Below are 15469 nucleotides of genomic sequence, written 5' to 3' on the forward strand. Positions count from 1 at the left end.
GGGTGGGGGTCAGAGCTTGCGCGCGGTGATCAGAAGGGTGCTGGGCCCAGTGGCCACCGTGGCGGGCGTCGTGGAACTCCTGGGCCGAGGTGAGCCAGAAGCCCGCGCGGTCGAGGTGTTTCTCCCAGCGCTCGGCGTCGAAGTCCCAGCGGGCGATGGGCAGTCGGGTGCGGTCGGGGAGGGTGACGTAGTCGCGGCGGGGCCGGTCGTCGATGGCGGGGCGTAGGCCACCCCGCTGGGGGTGGGGAGCCGAGAAGGCGAGAGTGTGCCCGGGCTTGAGGTGCTGGGCGATGGCCGGGAGTAGAAGTTCTGGGGCTACGAGGCCGACGGCGCCGAAGATGGAGTAGACGGCGTCGAACTGCTCGGCGGCTGCTTGCAGGTAGTACAGGGCGTGGCCGGCGACGAAGGTGAGATTGTTCAGCCGGCCGTAGTGCGAGCGGGCTGGACGGACTTGCAGGCCGACGAGGTCGACGCCGGTGACCTGGGCGCCGTAGCGGGTGGCGTGGTGGGCGGCGTTGTGGCCGGGGCCGCAGCCAAGTTCCAGCAGCCGCTTGTGGCGCAGGTCCGGGCCGAGGATTTCGGCGCCGGGCCCACTGCCGGGCCGGGTCGTCCATTCCATCCGGGCGGGCACAGCCAGTGGCTCCGCGGGGGCAGACGTGGTGCGTTGGAGGGCGTGGACGTACCAGGGGGACGCCTGGGCGAGCACGTCAGACCTCCAGGACGTGGAGGACGTAGGTGAGGTGGCGGCGGACGGCCTTGATGTACGCGGGGTCGGTGGCCGGTCGTTGATCCAGCGGATGGACTGCTCCATGAACCACTCGACGGCCCACATGCGGTGCCAGCCCAGCGCCCACTGCTCGGCAGGCAGCCCTCCGCGTTCGGCGAGGGCGTCTGGGGTGCCGCCCTCGGTGACGTAGGTGTCCAGGAAGATCCGCAGGCGTACGGGGTCCGGGGTGTCGAGGGTGCCGTGCCAGCTGGCGAGGTCGAGGAGGCTGGGACCGGTGAAGGCGCGGGCGAAGTCCAGCAGCCGCCAGCCGTGTTGGCCGATGTGGAGGCTGGTGGGGTGGAACTCGGAATGCACCCAGCCGAAAGGGGCCACCGTCGTACCGGCCGAGCGTGCGTCGGCGGCCTGGGTGATCCGGTCGAGTGCGTCCTCGACGTCGTCAGGTGCGAAATGTATTTGGCCTCGCGACCATCACCTCATACACGTCTGTAATCAACGGGTTTGCCTTTCTGTGCTCATCGGTAACTATCGCCATCGCGTCCTGTAATTGCGTATTCTGTGAAATCTTGAACGAATTTCAGGATTTTGGTGCCCTGACCAACATCGACCCGGAATTCAAGCTCCGCCTGTATGAGACGTTCTTGAAGCGATCGGCTCGCCAGCAACGCCTAGGTCAATTCTTCACGCCTCGAAATATCGTGTAAGCCGATGGTTAAAATGGCGATGCTTAATGCGTCGCCCGAAGATTCGGTAGTATTGGACCCTGCGGCCGGTGTTGGCGGATTTTTGTTGGAGCCGCTGCTTTTCTCGGATGCGCTTCCTGGGAACGTGACGTTCGTTGACGGCCAGCCTCGCCAGCGAGTCAAGCTCGTGGGTATTGATGTCGATGCCTGCACGAACATACTGGCGAAGGCCAATATGTTGCTGCACCTCGCTGAATCCGTGCGCGATCCTCAGACTACGCCAGAAGCTCTAAATCAGGCCCTTGTGAACACGTTCATTCTGATGAATGATAACGAGACACTCGGTGGGGTGCTCTACCCGCCACGGAACTCGGTCGACGTCATCCTCACGAACTCTCCGTATGTAACGCAAGGGTCTGCGGTCTACCGCAAAGAGATCGAGCACGTGAATGGTAAGAAGAACGGTGTCTACCTGGAAGAGTATTACGACACAGGTGGCCTTGGGGTAGAGGTTCTATTCCTTCGGTATATTTCTGGTGCGCTTAAGCCCGGCGGTAGAGCTTTCGTTATTGTCCCTCTTGGCCTGCTAATCGCACTGCCCAGCGGATGAAGAAGGAGCTTCTGAGGGAATGTAATATTCTTGCGAATATTCAACTCCCTCGAAAAGCCTTCTTCAATACATCGCAGCCGACGTACATCCTTGCTCTCGAGCGTCGCAAGGTAAAAAATCAGTCGCGTCCGCCGGTGCTCTGTGGTATCGCGCGGAGCATCGGGGAGACACTTGACTATGGGCGAGTCCCGACCCCTGATGATAACGACCTCGCCATGCTTGCAGACTTGTAGTGGGCCGGCGGAGTCAGTGACTCGCCCCGTGCAGTACGAGGAATGCGCATACGCGAAGATTGTGCCCGCCAGCGCCTTTGCTCCTGACGAACGCTGGGATGTGTTCCGTGACTGGACGGATGCGGAACATATCGAGCTCGGTGAGCGCTCGGATACAATTGAGCGCAGTGAATTCATCGATCTGGCGACTGAGACCTTGCAGGAACTAATCGACGACCTCCGTCAGGCCAAGGAGGAGCTGTCCCTGCTACAAAACGGTGACGTTAAGGAATTCGCGTTGTCGGATTCTGGTCGATTTCAAGTTCGCTCGGGGAGTAGGATCAGGAATGTGGACCTGCGTGATAATCCAGGTGACGTTCCCGTTCATTCGGTCTTCACTCGTCCTGAAAAAATTAAGGGGATGATTGATCGTGAATGGCTGGCAGAGCGCGGAGTAGAGCCGGAACCTTATCCGTGTGTGACAGTGATGGCTACAGAGGCGTCGGCCGTCGGAACGGTTTTCTATCGCGAAGCCAACTGTGTAATGACCGATAATGTGGTCATCGTGCAACCCTGGCCGAAGTCTTCAACCTACGGTCAGCTCGAGCTCGATGATGATGTCTCGGACGCTGCCGCCGCTGATAGCGTCGATGGTGTGCAGCCTCCGGAGCACGACATCGATCTCGGATATCTCGCGGTTGCCATGGCGCAGACGATTGCGCAGGGAGGCTATGTCTATGAGGCGTAGCTTTACACGAAGCGTGTTGCCCAACTAACCATTGAGGTCCCGGTTGATGCCGAAGGCAAGCCTGACATTGAGAGGCAGAGGCAGATTGCTGCTGTCCTGAAGCGACTGGACCAGATCCGATCCAAGCTGCAGGAAACAGGTATCTGGAGCAAGGGTGTACGCCTCGCTTGACGGCTCAGAGAGACTCTGTGTGTCCGGCTAACTCCCGGCGCACGGAGTACCTGCGTGTGTGAGAAGACGGCTCGGCATCCATTGGGCCAGCCATCAATCCACCGAGCCGGTAAGCCGCTGAGCACGAGCGGGACCGAATGTGGCCAATGGGCTATTACCCGTCATGATCTTGCAGGCCGAAGAGTACCCCGCGCTTATTCCTGTTCGGCCTGTTCGTCAAGCAATGTCCGTGCCAACTCTGAGAGGGTTGCGCCACTGTCCAGAGTCCACCGTGCAGGGCCCTGGACTGCCACAGGGGCTTCCTCCCAGCCCGCGAGCTCGTAGAGGTTGAGGACCAGGCGCGTCGGTGAGTAAGCACGCCCGTCGACCGCCCACACGAGACACCGCGTCCGATCATTGACCCAGGTTGCCTCACCGCGTTTGCGGTCCTCGGCTAGCCATGGGGTGAGGGCGTCGATCTCGGGTTTGTTCCATAGGCGTAGGCGGACTGGTGTTCCGTTCCTGATCCGTCCGTGGTCCACGAGAGTAGGCACGGCGTTGGGGCGGCGTGGTTTGCGCTTACTCTCCTTGGTTGCCTTGTAAATGGCCGGCAGGTCGGGGATGACCCCTTCCCGTTCGGCGTCGCGCAGCACCAACTCCGCGAGCCGCTTGCAGCGCCCAGCGTCAGTGAGCGTTCCGCTGAGGAAGGAGGTCGGCCCGTACTCCGCGTCGATGTGGTGAATCAGCCAGGACAGGACGCGATTAGTGAGGGCGGGAACCTCTCGTAGTGCCGCGTCCCAGTCGTACTCTGGATCGTCGATGCGGTCTTGATCGAGAAGCTGAAAAACCAGATGGGTGACGAGCAGATCACCTCGCTGGCTCACGTCGGCGGCACGCTTCTGGAACCGCTTGCGTTCTTCGTTGAGGGCGGTACCCACGGTGCGGTGCACAAGTACCGAGCGCCAAATCTGGAAGGCCCCAGGTCGCTCCCCGAAGAGGCGAGGGTAGGCGCCCCCGCTACCGCGCTCCCAGAGAAGGTCTGTGTCCCGCTTTGCGCGTACGGCGAGTTCGGTGTTCCGGTGCGCACAAGCCAGGGCAATTGCGGCGTGCACTACAGAGCAACCCTCGTCTGGCGCTGGATCAGGCTCACCACGCTTGTACACGTAAGACTTCTGGAGGGACAACATGAAGTCTTCGCGGATCATCGCGTGCACCTCGTCCAAGGCGATGAAGTCGCGCTGTTCCACATGGTTCTGCGTGTTGGTCGTCTCGGTGATGCGTTGCGCGAGATCCGGCATGTTCTTGTCGACGACGATCACCTTGACCGTGACCTCGGCGTCCTCGACCGCCTCGGGAGACGCCTTCGCGGCGCGGTGTGCTGCCGCGACAGTTTGTGCACCGTTTACGACGCTTACTCCTGAAAGGTGCAGATGTACGGGTTCGTCTGGACGGCGGCGCCCTGGCCAATCCTCTTCCAGCTGATCGCACAGCACTGTCACACCGTTGTTGAAGAGCCAGAAGTTCTCAGGCTCGTCCACCAGGGTGCTCAGCATGCCTGAATTGACTCGGGTCGTACCGAGGGACTGGCGCAGGTTCTGCTCGTACAACCGACTTTCGTGTTCCTGATACCACTCGGCGATATTGCTCGCCGGAACGGTGCCCTGGTAAGCAGTGAGCGGAGTGTTCCGCCGGAGCCAGTTCGTCATCCGAACGGTTACCTGCACAGGTTCGGGAGCGAGATCCTCACGGATCTGCCGAAGGACGTCCGCAGCGTGGACCACGCGGTACTCGAGGACCGGGCCAAGGCCATTGAACTCGCTCCGGGCGTCTTCGAGAACGTTGATGGTTTCCTTGCTGAGTGTCCCCACACCCATGACAGCGATTACCAGAGTTACCTTGAGCCGGGCATCGTGCATCGCGGCATTGACGCGAGCAGCGATTGGCTCCAGTCGGTCGTTGAAGCGGTCGAAACTCCGTTGCTCGATGAGGCGGAGACCGGCGATGAGCTTGTGCGCCGCATTGGTATCGAGCTTGCCCTTGCCCTCGTCACTCCACTTGGCTTGGACGAGCCAGACTTCCTGTGTGTCCTCAGTGACGGCCACACCGTCGATGCCTTGGTCGTCTTCTCCGTCGATGACAGAGGCGCCGGCGGTCTTGTGATCACAGCCGGTCACCTCGCGTACGGCAACCGCAGTCAACGCGCGGGAGAGGAAGCGCTGTTCGTAGCCCTGCTGGACGTAACCCTTGAGGTCTTCGTCGTAGATGAGCCCCTGGTACTGCTGCAGAAGCGCGGTGCGGATCTGGTGGATATGGATGGGGGCCGTTGCAGCCCGGCGTTCTGTCTCTTCCAAGTCTGCCCCCAGTGCCGTGAGCTGCGTCGCCCTGACACAGTCTAGGGACAGACCGAGAGGACAGGGGGCTGATCGTCGCCACAACGGTGCCTGGACTCAGATCATCTGACACAGAATCACCCTGCCGACTGCTCCCATAGTTGACGAGGCCGATGCGTGAGCGATGCGTGAGCGGATCGGGTGACACAAGATGGACTGGACGGTATGCAGGGCTCGCCCTTACCGCTCTGAACTGGGGGAACGGGATCCGGCGGCATCTCTCACCACCGTCCGGCATGCTTTTGAAGGCCCTTGTAATGCGTAGGTCGTCGGTTCGAATCCGACAGGGGGCTCCTGGTGTGGTGTCGAGAGGTCCGGGTCACTTGGTGGCCCGGGCCTTTTGTGTGGAGATGCCCGCCGCCTGGGCGATGACCCGGGCCGTGCGCAGGCCCTCCCGGTGGGCGGAGCCGGAGTGGGCGGGGCGGCAGCGGCCCCATTCCGGGGAGTACTCGGCCATGACCGCGCCCGGGTGGTCCGTGGTGAGTTCCGTGAGCGGGGCCTTGCGGCCGGAGGCGGCCAGGACGCGCTGGAACTCGCCCGCGTTGGCGAAGTCGCACACCGTGTCCTCCGTGCCGTGCACCAGGTGGATGGGCAGCGGTGGGGCGGTGGCGCAGACGGCCATCGGGGAGGGCAGGCCGAGCAGTGGTTCGGGCTGGTTGTAGCGGGCCGAGATGCCGACCACGGCGGCCGGGCGCCAGCCCTCCGGGGGGTCAGGGCGCAGGGCCGTGGCCATCGCGGCCCGCCCGCCCAGGGACCAGCCGACCAGGACGACCTGTGCCGGGTCCCGTACGAAGTCCCAGGTGAAGCGGAGGGACGCGGCGAGCTGGGGGCGGCCCCCGTCGGGGGCGTCCGGGTGCCAGTCGGGGACTATGACGGTGGCGCCGAGGCGGGCGACCTCCGCCGCCAGTGCGCCGAGGACGTCCCGTTCGGCGGGGCCGCGGCCGTGCCAGAGCAGGACCGTCGGAGCGTCCGGGGCGGCTGCGCGATGGATGTCGAGGAGCTGACCGTCGGACGAGTAGCGGACGGTGTCCATGACTGCGGTGCTCATGGGGTTCCCCTGTCTCTCAGCGGCCCGCGACCCGGTCGGCGATACGCGCGATCCGGGACGACTGTGCGGCATGGGTGGTGACTTCGCGGCGGTCGGCGGCTCGATACGTCGCGTACATGCCGTGTACCCCGAGCCAGCGGAAAGGTTCGGGTTCCCATTTGCGGACCTTGTGTTCGACCCAGGGAAGCGCGGTGAGATCAGTGTCGCCCGACTGGCCCGAGTCCCGCTGGACCAGGTCCCGGAGGGTGCGGGCGGCGAGGTTCGCCGTGGCGACACCGGAGCCGACGTAGCCGCCCGCCCAGCCGAGGCCGGTGGCGCGGTCCAGGGTGACCGACGCGCACCAGTCGCGCGGCACGCCGAGCACGCCCGACCAGGCGTGGGCCACGGCGACGCCTGAGAGCTGGGGGAAGAGACGCAGGAGGAGTTCGTGCAGGGCTTCGACCGTCGACGGCTGCGTACGGCCGTCGTTGTCCGTGCGGGAGCCGTAGCGGTACGGGACTCCGCGGCCACCGAGTGCGATGCGGCCGTCGGCGGTGCGCTGGGCGTACATGTAGGCGTGGGCCATGTCGCCCAGGGTCTCGCGGCCCTCCCAGCCGACCGACTCCCACTGGGCGGGGGTCAGGGGCTCGGTGGCGATCATCGAGGAGTTCATGGGGAGCCAGGTGCGTCTGTGGCCCTTGAGGGAGGCCGTGAAGCCCTCTGTGCAGCGCAGGACGTAGGGCGCGCGGACGGTTCCGTACGGGGTGACGGCGTGCTTCGGCCTGATCTCCGTGACGGGTGTCGACTCGTGGATCGTGACGCCGAGCGCCTCGACGGCCGTCGCGAGGCCCTTGAGCAGTTTGACCGGGTGCAGGCGGGCGCCGTGCGGGGTCCAGGTGGAGCCCACCGCGTCCGCGACCCGGACACGGCCGGCGGTCTCGCGGGCCCCGTAGAGCTCACGGTCCTTCTCGCCGTACGAGAGTTCCGTCGCGTGGAAGGCCTTCAGGCGGGCCAGCTGGGCGGGGGTGTACGCGACTTCGAGTACGCCGCCCCGGTGGATGTCCGCCTCGATGCCCTCCTCGCCGGCGACCCTGACGACCTCGGTGACCGTGGCGTTCATGGCCTCCTGGAGGCGTACGGCCGCCTCGTGGCCGTGCAGGCGCGCGTAGCGGTCGCGGCCCGCGATGCCGTTGTAGAGCCAGCCGCCGTTGCGGCCGGAGGCGCCGTAACCGCAGAACCTCTGCTCCAGGACGGTGATCCGCAAGAAGGGGGCGGCCTTCTTCAGGTAGTACGCGGTCCACAGCCCGGTGTAGCCGCCGCCGACGATCACCACGTCGGCGTTCGCGTCACCCTGAAGGGGCTCGCGGGGGGCGGGGAGGCCCTCCTCGGCGTACCAGAACGATATGCCGCCGTTCACGGTGGCGCGGTGCGCGCCCGGTGCCCGAAGCGGCTGCGGCAGGGGTGGTGTCCGGGGCTTGGGGGGCGCGTAAGGCGCGGGGGGTGTGCGGTCCGTGCCGGACGCGCTGTCCGTGCTGGACGCGCCGTCCGGGCCGGACGCGCTGTCCGCGTTCTCCGTGCTGCTCATGCGCGGTGACGTTAGCTTCTCCGGGTGGTGGGTGTCTCCTTCGGATTTCGTGGTTCTGGAGAGGGTGGGGGTGGGGAAGGTGGGATATGGGCGGCTGCTTGAGCGCGGCGGGCGGTTTCTGGAGCGGTGGGGGCTGCGGCGGGAGGGCGCGCCGATGAGCGGTCAGGTCTCGGTGGTGCTGCCCGTGGTGCGCGGTGACGGGACACGGGCCGTGCTGAAGCTGCAGGACCTCGACGAGGAGACGGCCGGTGAGGGGTTGGCGCTGCGGACCTGGGGCGGTGACGGGGTCGTACGGCTGCTGGACGAGGACGTGGAGAGCGGCACGCTGTTGCTGGAACGGCTCGACGAGGACCGGCCGCTGGCCGATGTGCCGGATGTGATGAAGGCGACGTCGGTCCTGGCCGGGCTGCTGGCGCGGATCACGGCCGTGCCGGCGCCGGCGGGGCTGCGGCGGCTGGACTCCGTCACCGCGGACATGTTCGAGCGGTTGCCCGGGGTGACGCGGTCCCTCGCGGCGGAGGACGACCGGCGGCTGCTCGCGGACTGCGCGGCGGCCGTGCGCGAGGTCGCGGACGAGCCGGGGGACCGGCTGCTGCACTGGGATCTGCACTTCGGGAACATCCTCGCGGCCGACCGTGAAGCCTGGCTCGTCATCGACCCGAAGCCGCTCGCCGGGGACCCCTGCTTCGAGTTGCTGCCCGCGCTTTGGAACCGGTGCGAGGAGGGGGCGTTGGAGCGCCGCTTCGACCTGCTGACGGAGGTGCTGGGGGTGGACCGGGAGCGGGCGCGGGCCTGGACGCTGGGGCGGGTGCTGCAGAACTCGCTGTGGCGGGTCGAGGAGGGCGAGGGGCTGAACGAGGATCAGGTCGGTATCGCGCGGCTGTTGTTGGGGCGTTGAGCGGTGGGGGGGGGTGGGGGCGGGGTGGGGGCGGCGGCTGCCGGGGGCAGGGCTCGCGGATCACCTTGCCGAGGTCAGGGCTCAAGGATCACCTTGCCGTGGGTGGCCCTGGTTTCCAGCGCGCGGTGTGCGGTGGCCGCCTCCGCGAGGGGGAAGCGGTGGAGGTCCGGGACCAGTCGGCCCTCGGCCGCCTCGGTGAGGGCGCGTAGTTCCAGGGTGCGCAGGGGGTGGGGGCCGCCTGCCTTCCGCAGCATGGCGGGGCCGAGGACCGACCGGGACACGCCCTCGACGAGGTACGGGGTGCCGTCGTGCAGGCCCGCGCCCGACCAGCCGAAGACGATGTGCCTGCCGGTGGGGTGGGTGAGGAGTGCGACTGCCTTTTGGGCCGTGTCGCCGCCCACCCCGTCGAAGACGACCGTGGCCGGGCGGTCGCCGAGGAAACGCCTCACCTGGTCCGGCCAGGCGGGGTTCCTGTAGTCGACGGCCAGGTCGGCGCCGTTCTTCTCGACGCGCGCCACCTTGTCCGGGCCGCCCGCCAGGCCGATCACGGTGGCGCCCGCGTGCCGTGCGTACTGCACGAGGAGGGTGCCGATGCCGCCCGCTGCGGCGGGGACGAGGACCACGTCGTCGGGGGTCAGGTCGGCGAACTGGAGGATCCCCATCGTCGTACGGCCCGTGCCGATCATCGCGACCGCCTGGGCGAAGTCGAGGTTCGCGGGGATCTCGTGGAGGCGGTCGACGTCGGTGACGGCCAGTTCCGCGTAGCCGCCCGGGTTGAGGCCCAGGTGGGCCACCACGCGCTTGCCGAGCCATCGGGCGGCGACGCCCTCGCCGAGGGACTCGACCGTGCCGGCGACCTCGCGGCCGGGGACCGTGGGGAGGGCGGGCAGCTCCGGGTACGGGCCCTTGACGCCTGCCCGGAGCGCGGTGTCCAGGAGGTGTACGCCGGCGGCGGCGACCGTGATACGGACCTGGCCGGGGGCGGGGCGGGGGGTTTCCGTTCGCTCGTACGTGAGGTTCTCGGGGGGACCGAAGGCGTGGAGGCGGATGGCGTGCATGGGCCTCGGGATGGGCTTCGTGGTGGGCATGGGGTTCCCCCGGGGTGTGGTGTGCGGTGGCTGAACCCCAGCTTTCAAGCTCAAGCATGCTTGAGGTCAAGGCCTGTCCCCTGTCGGTCACGCTCGTCCAGCCGCCGGGGCCGGTCAGGTGGGTTTGTTGATGGATTGGTGGGTGGGTGGGTTGTCAGTGGTGGGGTGCAGGATGGGGGGATGGTGAGCAGGGTGGTGAAGGCTGGTTCGAAGGCGGGCGCGGGGGTCAAGGGCGCCCGGCGGCCCGAGGTGCGGCTGCCGTCGCTGGAGCCGTACGGGGGTGGGGGGTTGGAGCCCGACGGGGACTACGACGGGCTGCTGTTCAGCGAGCTGGACTTCGTGGGGCAGGACGGTGGGGGCGCGCGGTTCATGGACTGCGCGCTGACGGGGTGCGCGGTCGATGAGACGCGGCTGCATCATGTGCGGGTGCTGGATTCCGTGCTCACCGGGTTGCGGGGGGTGGGGACGGACTTCGGGTCGGCGACCTTCCGGGATGTGGAGGTGGTCGACGCTCGGCTGGGCGGGGTGCAGTTGCATGGCGCCGTGCTGGAGCGGGTGGTCTTCCGTGGGGGGAAGATCGACTACCTGAATCTGCGGGAGGCCCGGATCCGGGATGTGGTGTTCGAGGGGTGTGTGCTGGTCGAGCCGGACTTCGGGGGTGCTCTGCTGGAGCGGGTGGAGTTCGTGGACTGTGTGCTGAAGGGGGCGGACTTCAGTGGGGTGTCGTTGACGGACGTGGATCTGCGGCGGGCGGCGGAGGTGGACTTCGCGCGGGGGGTTGATCGGCTGGCGGGGGCCGTGATCAGTCCGGCGCAGTTGTTGGATCTTGCGGGGGTGTTTGCTGCGGAGGTGGGGGTGCGGGTGGTGGGCGAGGGCTGAGGGGGTGGGTGGGAGCGGGCCGTGCCGGTACGTCGAGTCCGCCGCCCCCGGGTGTACGGCTGTGAGTTCTGAGGGCGCCGCTTCCTGGAGGAGCCCTAAGCGGCGGACTTTCGACGTACCGGCACGGCCCGCTCCCGGGTCTCGTCGCCGGGTGCCACTTGTTTGTTCCATCCGTCAGCCCGGACAGCGGTCATTTTTGACCCGGCCGGCGGTCTTCTTTCGGGCCGCTTCGCGTTGGCTGCCGGTCGTCTTTCAGCCTGTCCGGCGTTTGAGGACGAGGCCGTTCAGGCCGATGGGGGGTCTGGGGGCGCAGCCCCCAGGGCGTCCGGCTCAAGGCAGGCGGGGGAAGCGGGCCTCAAGGTTCCAGATCGCCGGGTTGTCCCGGAGCCCCTCGTGGAGGTCCGTCAGGTCGGCCAGGATGTCGTGGAGGAAGTCGCGGGCCTCGCGGCGGAGTTCGGTGTGGGAGAAGGTGAGCGGGGGCTCGTCCACCGGCATCCAGTCCGACTCGATGTCCACCCAGCCGAAGCGGCGCTCGAAGAGCATGCGGTCGGTGGACTCGGTGAAGTCCAGTTCGGCGCGCTGGGGGCGGGAGGCCCTGCTGCCCATGGGGTCCTGGTCGAGTTGTTCGACGATGTCGCACAGGGCCCACGCGAAGTCGAGTACGGGCACCCATCCCCAGCCTGTGGACAGCTCCCGGTCCGCCTTCGTGTCGGCGAGGTAGACGTCTCCGCAGAACAGGTCGTGGCGCAGAGCGTGGACGTCCGCGCGGCGGTAGTCGGTCTGCGGGGGGTCCGGGAAGCGGGCGGAGAGGGCGTAGCCGATGTCGAGCACGTGGGTGATGGTGTCACGCCGTTCTAGGATCGCCGCCATGCCCCGGTCTGTTGCCTTTGGTCCTGTCGCGGTTCTGCTGGTGTGCGTTCTGGTCGGTTGTGATGGGGGTGTGAGGGGTGTCGCGGGGGCCTCCGGGGTGCGTGATCCGTACTTTCCCAAGGCGGGGAACGGGGGGTACGACGTCACGCGTTACGGGCTCACGCTCGCCTATGAACCGAGGACCCGGCGACTGGTGGGGAAGGCGGAGATCCGGGCTCGGGCGGAGCAGGATCTCAGCGCGTTCAACCTTGATCTGAAAGGGATGGAGGTGCGGTCCGTCGAGGTGGACGGAGAGCCCGCGCGGTTCAACCGCAGTGGTGATCACGAGTTGACCGTCCGGCCGCGTGCGGATCTGGACGGCGGGGATTCCTTCGTGGCGGTGGTGCGCTACCAGGGAGTGCCGGATGTCATCACCGATCCCGACGGTTCGGAGGAGGGGTGGCTGCCCACCGAGGACGGGGCTCTCGGCCTTGGGGAGCCCACCGGGTCCATGGCGTGGTTTCCCGGGAACCACCATCCGGGCGACAAGGCCTCGTACGACATCGTCGTTGATGTGCCCGAGGGGCTGGAGGCCGTTTCCGTCGGGGAGTTGCGGAAGAGGACGGTGAACGGCGGGCGGGCTGTTTTCGACTGGCGGGTTTCGGAGCCCGTGGCCTCTTATGTGGTGACCGTGGCCGTGGGGGAGTTCGGGATTCGTCGGTCCGTGGCGGGTCGGCTGCCTGTCTACGTGGCGGTGGATCCCGATCAGGCGGCGGCCAGTCGTGAGGTGCTCGATCGCATTTCCGAGGTCATGGAGTGGGCTCAGGACAACTTCGGGCCGTATCCGTTCTCGTCGACGGGCGCGATCGTGGAGCGGGAGGACGACGCGGGGTACGCCCTGGAGACCCAGAACCGGCCCGTGTTCCCCGGTGCGCCCGGCGTGGGGCTTCTCGTGCACGAGCTTGTCCATCAGTGGTACGGGAACTCCGTCACCCCGAAGTCGTGGCGTGACATGTGGCTGAACGAGGGCTTCGCCACGTACGCCGAGTGGTTGTGGGACGAGGACCACGGCGGGGACTCCGTACAGGACGTCTTCGACGCGCTGTACGAGGGCGACTATTTCGAGAAGGAGGCGGAGAGCGACGGAGTCTGGGCTTTTCCGCCCGCCCGGCCGCCGGATGCCGCGCGGATCTCGGACAGTCCGGTGTACGAGCGGGGTGCCATGGTGTTGCACAAGATTCGGCAGACGGTCGGTGACGACGTGTTCTTCGGCATCCTGCGGGGGTGGGCCGCCGGGCGGCGGCACGGCAACGCGGACACGGACGACTTCACCGCCTATGTCGAGAAGGCGGCGCCGGACGAGGACTTCTCGGGGATCTGGGACGACTGGTTGTACGGGGAGGGGCGGCCCGGGAGCCCATGAGGCGCGTGCTCGGACAGCCCTCAGTGAAGGATTTTGCGCAGCACCGCGCAGGGGCGGCCCAACTGGCGGTCTTTTCTGTGGCCGATCGTCTCGTAGCCGATGGTCGTCCAGAAGGCGAAGGCCCCGGGGTTGTTGTCCAGGGCCGCCAGGCGCACGGCGTCCCGGCCCGCCTCGCGGAAACGGTCCTCGATGCGTGCCGCCAACCGCCGTCCGTGGCCCTTGCCCTGGTGGGCGGCGTCGACCAGCAGCAGGCCGATCCACGGGTCGGGGTCGCCCGGGTCCGGGTGGTGGGCGAGCGTGATCGCGACCGCGACGAGTTGTCCGGCGCTGCGGGCCTGGAGGACCTCCACGTCCGGGTTGGCCAGCTCGTCCGCCAGCGCCTTCGCGACCTGCTCCGGGCGGATGTCGTGCGGGTCGGGGAAGTCACCGCTGAGGGCGTAGAACGCGTGGTTCGAGGCGTAGAGCGCGGTGAGTTCCGTGAGGAGGGGGCCCGGCAGGTCGTGGTCCGGGGTGAGGGCGAGCGGTTCGAGGATCACGCCGGGAAGGGTAGGCGCTCCGGGGCGGGGTGTGGGGAGGGAGTTCGGTGCGGTCGGGGTCGGGTGCGGCGGGTTCCGGTGCGGTCAGGTTCGGGTGCGGGGTCGGGTGCGGGGCCGGTGGGGGCTTGTCGCGCAGTTCCCCGCGCCCCTTCGGGGGGCGGCACGACCGAGGGGCCCGGTCCGGCTGCAGCCGGACCGGGCCCCTCGAATGTCGTGCGCGTGCTGGATCAGACGTTGACGCCGAAGTCCTTGGCGATGCCCGTGAGGCCGGACGCGTAGCCCTGGCCCACCGCGCGGAACTTCCACTCCGCGCCGTTGCGGTACAGCTCGCCGAAGACCATGGCCGTCTCCGTGGCCGCGTCCTCCGAGAGGTCGTAGCGGGCGAGCTCGGTGCCGCCGGCCTGGTTCACGATGCGGATGTACGCGTTGCGGACCTGGCCGAAGTTCTGCGAGCGCGTCTCGGCGTCGTAGATGGAGACCGGGAAGACGATCTTGTCGACGTCGGCCGGGAGGCCCGCGAGGTTGACGTTGATCGCCTCGTCGTCGCCGGCGCCTTCACCCGTGCGGTTGTCGCCCGTGTGGACGATCGTCTGGTCCGGGGTCTGCTTGTTGTTGAAGAAGATGAAGTGGGCGTCCGAGTAGACCTTGCCCTCGGGGTTGACCGCGATGGCCGAGGCGTCCAGGTCGAAGTCGGTTCCCGTGGTGGAGCGGACGTCCCAGCCGAGGCCCACGGTGACGGCGGTCAGGCCCGGAGCCTCCTTGGTGAGCGAGACGTTGCCACCCTTGGACAGGCTTACAGCCATTGTTGGGAGTCCTTCCCTCGTTATTTGTGCGTACGGATCGTGCGGTGCTGCGCGTCGGGCTTCGTACGGGACGAAGCTACCGCCATCCCTAAGAACGCCGATGGGGGTCCCCAGGGTTCCGCTCCTCTTTACTTTCTTTACCTGCGAGGTCGGAGGCCGCCTGTCGTGGGGCCGGGGTGCGGGGACGGGTGCGGGTGGGTGACCGTTCCGGTGCCGAAAAGCTGGTGACGTGGACCGGACAGACAGGGGACCATGGGTCCATGTCCGGTCCCTACGTCATCCGTGGCTCCGTCTCGCTGCCCGAGGCCGAGCTGATGTGGCGTTTCTCGCGCTCCTCCGGGCCGGGCGGCCAGCACGTCAACACGACCGACTCGCAGGTCGAACTGCGCTTCGACCTCGCGAAGACCCAGTCGCTGCCGCCGGTGTGGAAGGAGCGGGCACTCGCCAGGCTCGCCGACCGGCTGGTCGACGGGGTCGTCGCCGTGCGTGCCTCCGAGCACCGGTCCCAGTGGCGCAACCGGGAGACGGCGGCCGTGCGGCTCGCCTCCCTGCTTGCCGAGGCCAGCGCCCCGCCGCCCAGGGCCCGCCGGGCCACCCGTATTCCGCGAGGCATCAATGAGCGCCGGCTTCGCGAGAAGAAACAGCGGGGCGACACGAAGCGCGGGCGTTCCGGGCGCGACTGGGGATGAGGAAAGGGGTGTCGGGCGGGTCCGGCACTTCTCACGGCACTTCTGGCGGCGCCTCTCCCCGCACTTCGGTTCTTCTTTGTTCCCGGCGCTCCGTTCGCCCTGCCGTACCGTCCGGCGCGGGTTTTCCGGCGGCGGAGGAAAAGCCCGGGGACAAGAGGGCGGGCACCCGCCCGGT

14 protein-coding genes and 2 pseudogenes are annotated in these 15469 nt (G+C 67.4%); 7 read left to right on the forward strand and 9 right to left on the reverse strand.

What is annotated here, in order from left to right; all coding sequences use genetic code 11:
* Window positions 1-9 precede the first annotated feature (9 nt).
* Both ACH4DZ_RS25870 and ACH4DZ_RS25875 read right to left on the reverse strand, forming a co-directional pair.
* Window positions 10-706: pseudogene (locus tag ACH4DZ_RS25870) on the reverse strand (class I SAM-dependent methyltransferase).
* 1 nt (window position 707) lies between these two features.
* Window positions 708-1165, reverse strand: a pseudogene (locus tag ACH4DZ_RS25875) (phosphotransferase); the annotation flags it as partial.
* Between the two features lie 267 nt (window positions 1166-1432).
* Here ACH4DZ_RS25875 and ACH4DZ_RS25880 point away from each other — a divergent pair.
* Genes ACH4DZ_RS25880 through ACH4DZ_RS25890 form a run of 3 tightly spaced genes read left to right on the forward strand, consistent with a single transcriptional unit; the run spans window position 1433 to window position 2977 of the window.
* The gene (locus ACH4DZ_RS25880) at window positions 1433-2017 is read left to right on the forward strand and encodes an N-6 DNA methylase (protein WP_398289699.1); all 585 of its coding nucleotides are present in this window, start codon (window positions 1433-1435) and stop codon (window positions 2015-2017) included.
* Window positions 2014-2250, forward strand: coding sequence for an N-6 DNA methylase (locus ACH4DZ_RS25885; protein ID WP_398289700.1), 237 nt, complete (start codon window positions 2014-2016; stop codon window positions 2248-2250). The genes ACH4DZ_RS25880 and ACH4DZ_RS25885 overlap by 4 nt, the downstream gene beginning before the upstream one ends.
* Before the next feature lie 28 nt (window positions 2251-2278).
* Window positions 2279-2977, forward strand: a complete 699-nt coding sequence (locus ACH4DZ_RS25890) for a hypothetical protein (RefSeq protein WP_398289701.1) — start codon at window positions 2279-2281, stop codon at window positions 2975-2977.
* A 365-nt stretch (window positions 2978-3342) separates the two neighbouring features.
* Here the strand turns inward: ACH4DZ_RS25890 and ACH4DZ_RS25895 are convergent, their stop codons facing one another.
* The 3 genes from ACH4DZ_RS25895 to ACH4DZ_RS25905 form a co-directional block, all read right to left on the reverse strand.
* A complete protein-coding gene (locus ACH4DZ_RS25895) occupies window positions 3343-5478 on the reverse strand; it encodes an AIPR family protein (protein ID WP_398289702.1) in 2136 nt (711 codons plus the stop codon).
* A gap of 358 nt (window positions 5479-5836) precedes the next feature.
* Window positions 5837-6565 carry an alpha/beta hydrolase gene (locus tag ACH4DZ_RS25900; RefSeq protein ID WP_398289704.1) on the reverse strand — a complete coding sequence of 243 codons (729 nt, stop codon included), beginning with the start codon at window positions 6563-6565 and terminating at the stop codon, window positions 5837-5839.
* 16 nt (window positions 6566-6581) lie between these two features.
* A complete protein-coding gene (locus ACH4DZ_RS25905) occupies window positions 6582-7961 on the reverse strand; it encodes an NAD(P)/FAD-dependent oxidoreductase (protein ID WP_398290000.1) in 1380 nt (459 codons plus the stop codon).
* 166 nt (window positions 7962-8127) lie between these two features.
* Here ACH4DZ_RS25905 and ACH4DZ_RS25910 point away from each other — a divergent pair, with 166 nt between their 5' ends.
* The gene (locus tag ACH4DZ_RS25910; protein ID WP_398290001.1) at window positions 8128-9027 is read left to right on the forward strand and encodes an aminoglycoside phosphotransferase family protein; all 900 of its coding nucleotides are present in this window, start codon (window positions 8128-8130) and stop codon (window positions 9025-9027) included.
* Between the two features lie 74 nt (window positions 9028-9101).
* On the opposite strand, the gene ACH4DZ_RS25915 is transcribed toward ACH4DZ_RS25910, so the two are convergent.
* Entirely contained in the window at window positions 9102-10085 is a 984-nt protein-coding gene (locus ACH4DZ_RS25915) for a zinc-binding dehydrogenase (protein WP_398290002.1), read from the reverse strand.
* A 210-nt stretch (window positions 10086-10295) separates the two neighbouring features.
* On the opposite strand from ACH4DZ_RS25915, the gene ACH4DZ_RS25920 reads away from it, so the two are divergent.
* The gene (locus tag ACH4DZ_RS25920) at window positions 10296-10994 is read left to right on the forward strand and encodes a pentapeptide repeat-containing protein (protein ID WP_398289705.1); all 699 of its coding nucleotides are present in this window, start codon (window positions 10296-10298) and stop codon (window positions 10992-10994) included.
* A gap of 330 nt (window positions 10995-11324) precedes the next feature.
* Here the strand turns inward: ACH4DZ_RS25920 and ACH4DZ_RS25925 are convergent, their stop codons facing one another.
* Window positions 11325-11825, reverse strand: coding sequence for a hypothetical protein (locus ACH4DZ_RS25925; protein ID WP_398290003.1), 501 nt, complete (start codon window positions 11823-11825; stop codon window positions 11325-11327).
* A gap of 37 nt (window positions 11826-11862) precedes the next feature.
* Here ACH4DZ_RS25925 and ACH4DZ_RS25930 point away from each other — a divergent pair, with 37 nt between their 5' ends.
* Window positions 11863-13266, forward strand: coding sequence for a M1 family metallopeptidase (locus ACH4DZ_RS25930; protein ID WP_398289707.1), 1404 nt, complete (start codon window positions 11863-11865; stop codon window positions 13264-13266).
* Between the two features lie 20 nt (window positions 13267-13286).
* Here ACH4DZ_RS25930 and ACH4DZ_RS25935 read toward each other — a convergent pair whose 3' ends face one another.
* Together ACH4DZ_RS25935 and ACH4DZ_RS25940 are read right to left on the reverse strand one after the other, a co-directional pair.
* Window positions 13287-13802 carry a GNAT family N-acetyltransferase gene (locus ACH4DZ_RS25935; protein ID WP_398289709.1) on the reverse strand — a complete coding sequence of 172 codons (516 nt, stop codon included), beginning with the start codon at window positions 13800-13802 and terminating at the stop codon, window positions 13287-13289.
* A 227-nt stretch (window positions 13803-14029) separates the two neighbouring features.
* Window positions 14030-14605: a TerD family protein gene (locus ACH4DZ_RS25940; RefSeq protein WP_398289711.1), complete on the reverse strand. Its 576-nt coding sequence runs from the start codon at window positions 14603-14605 to the stop codon at window positions 14030-14032.
* Window positions 14606-14865: 260 nt separating this feature from the next.
* Between ACH4DZ_RS25940 and arfB the strand changes: the two genes are divergently transcribed.
* Entirely contained in the window at window positions 14866-15294 is a 429-nt protein-coding gene (gene arfB / locus ACH4DZ_RS25945; RefSeq protein ID WP_107015319.1) for an alternative ribosome rescue aminoacyl-tRNA hydrolase ArfB, read from the forward strand.
* Window positions 15295-15469: the final 175 nt, after the last annotated feature.

It is taken from the genome of Streptomyces sp. NPDC017991, assembly GCF_044328075.1.
Lineage (GTDB): Bacteria > Actinomycetota > Actinomycetes > Streptomycetales > Streptomycetaceae > Streptomyces.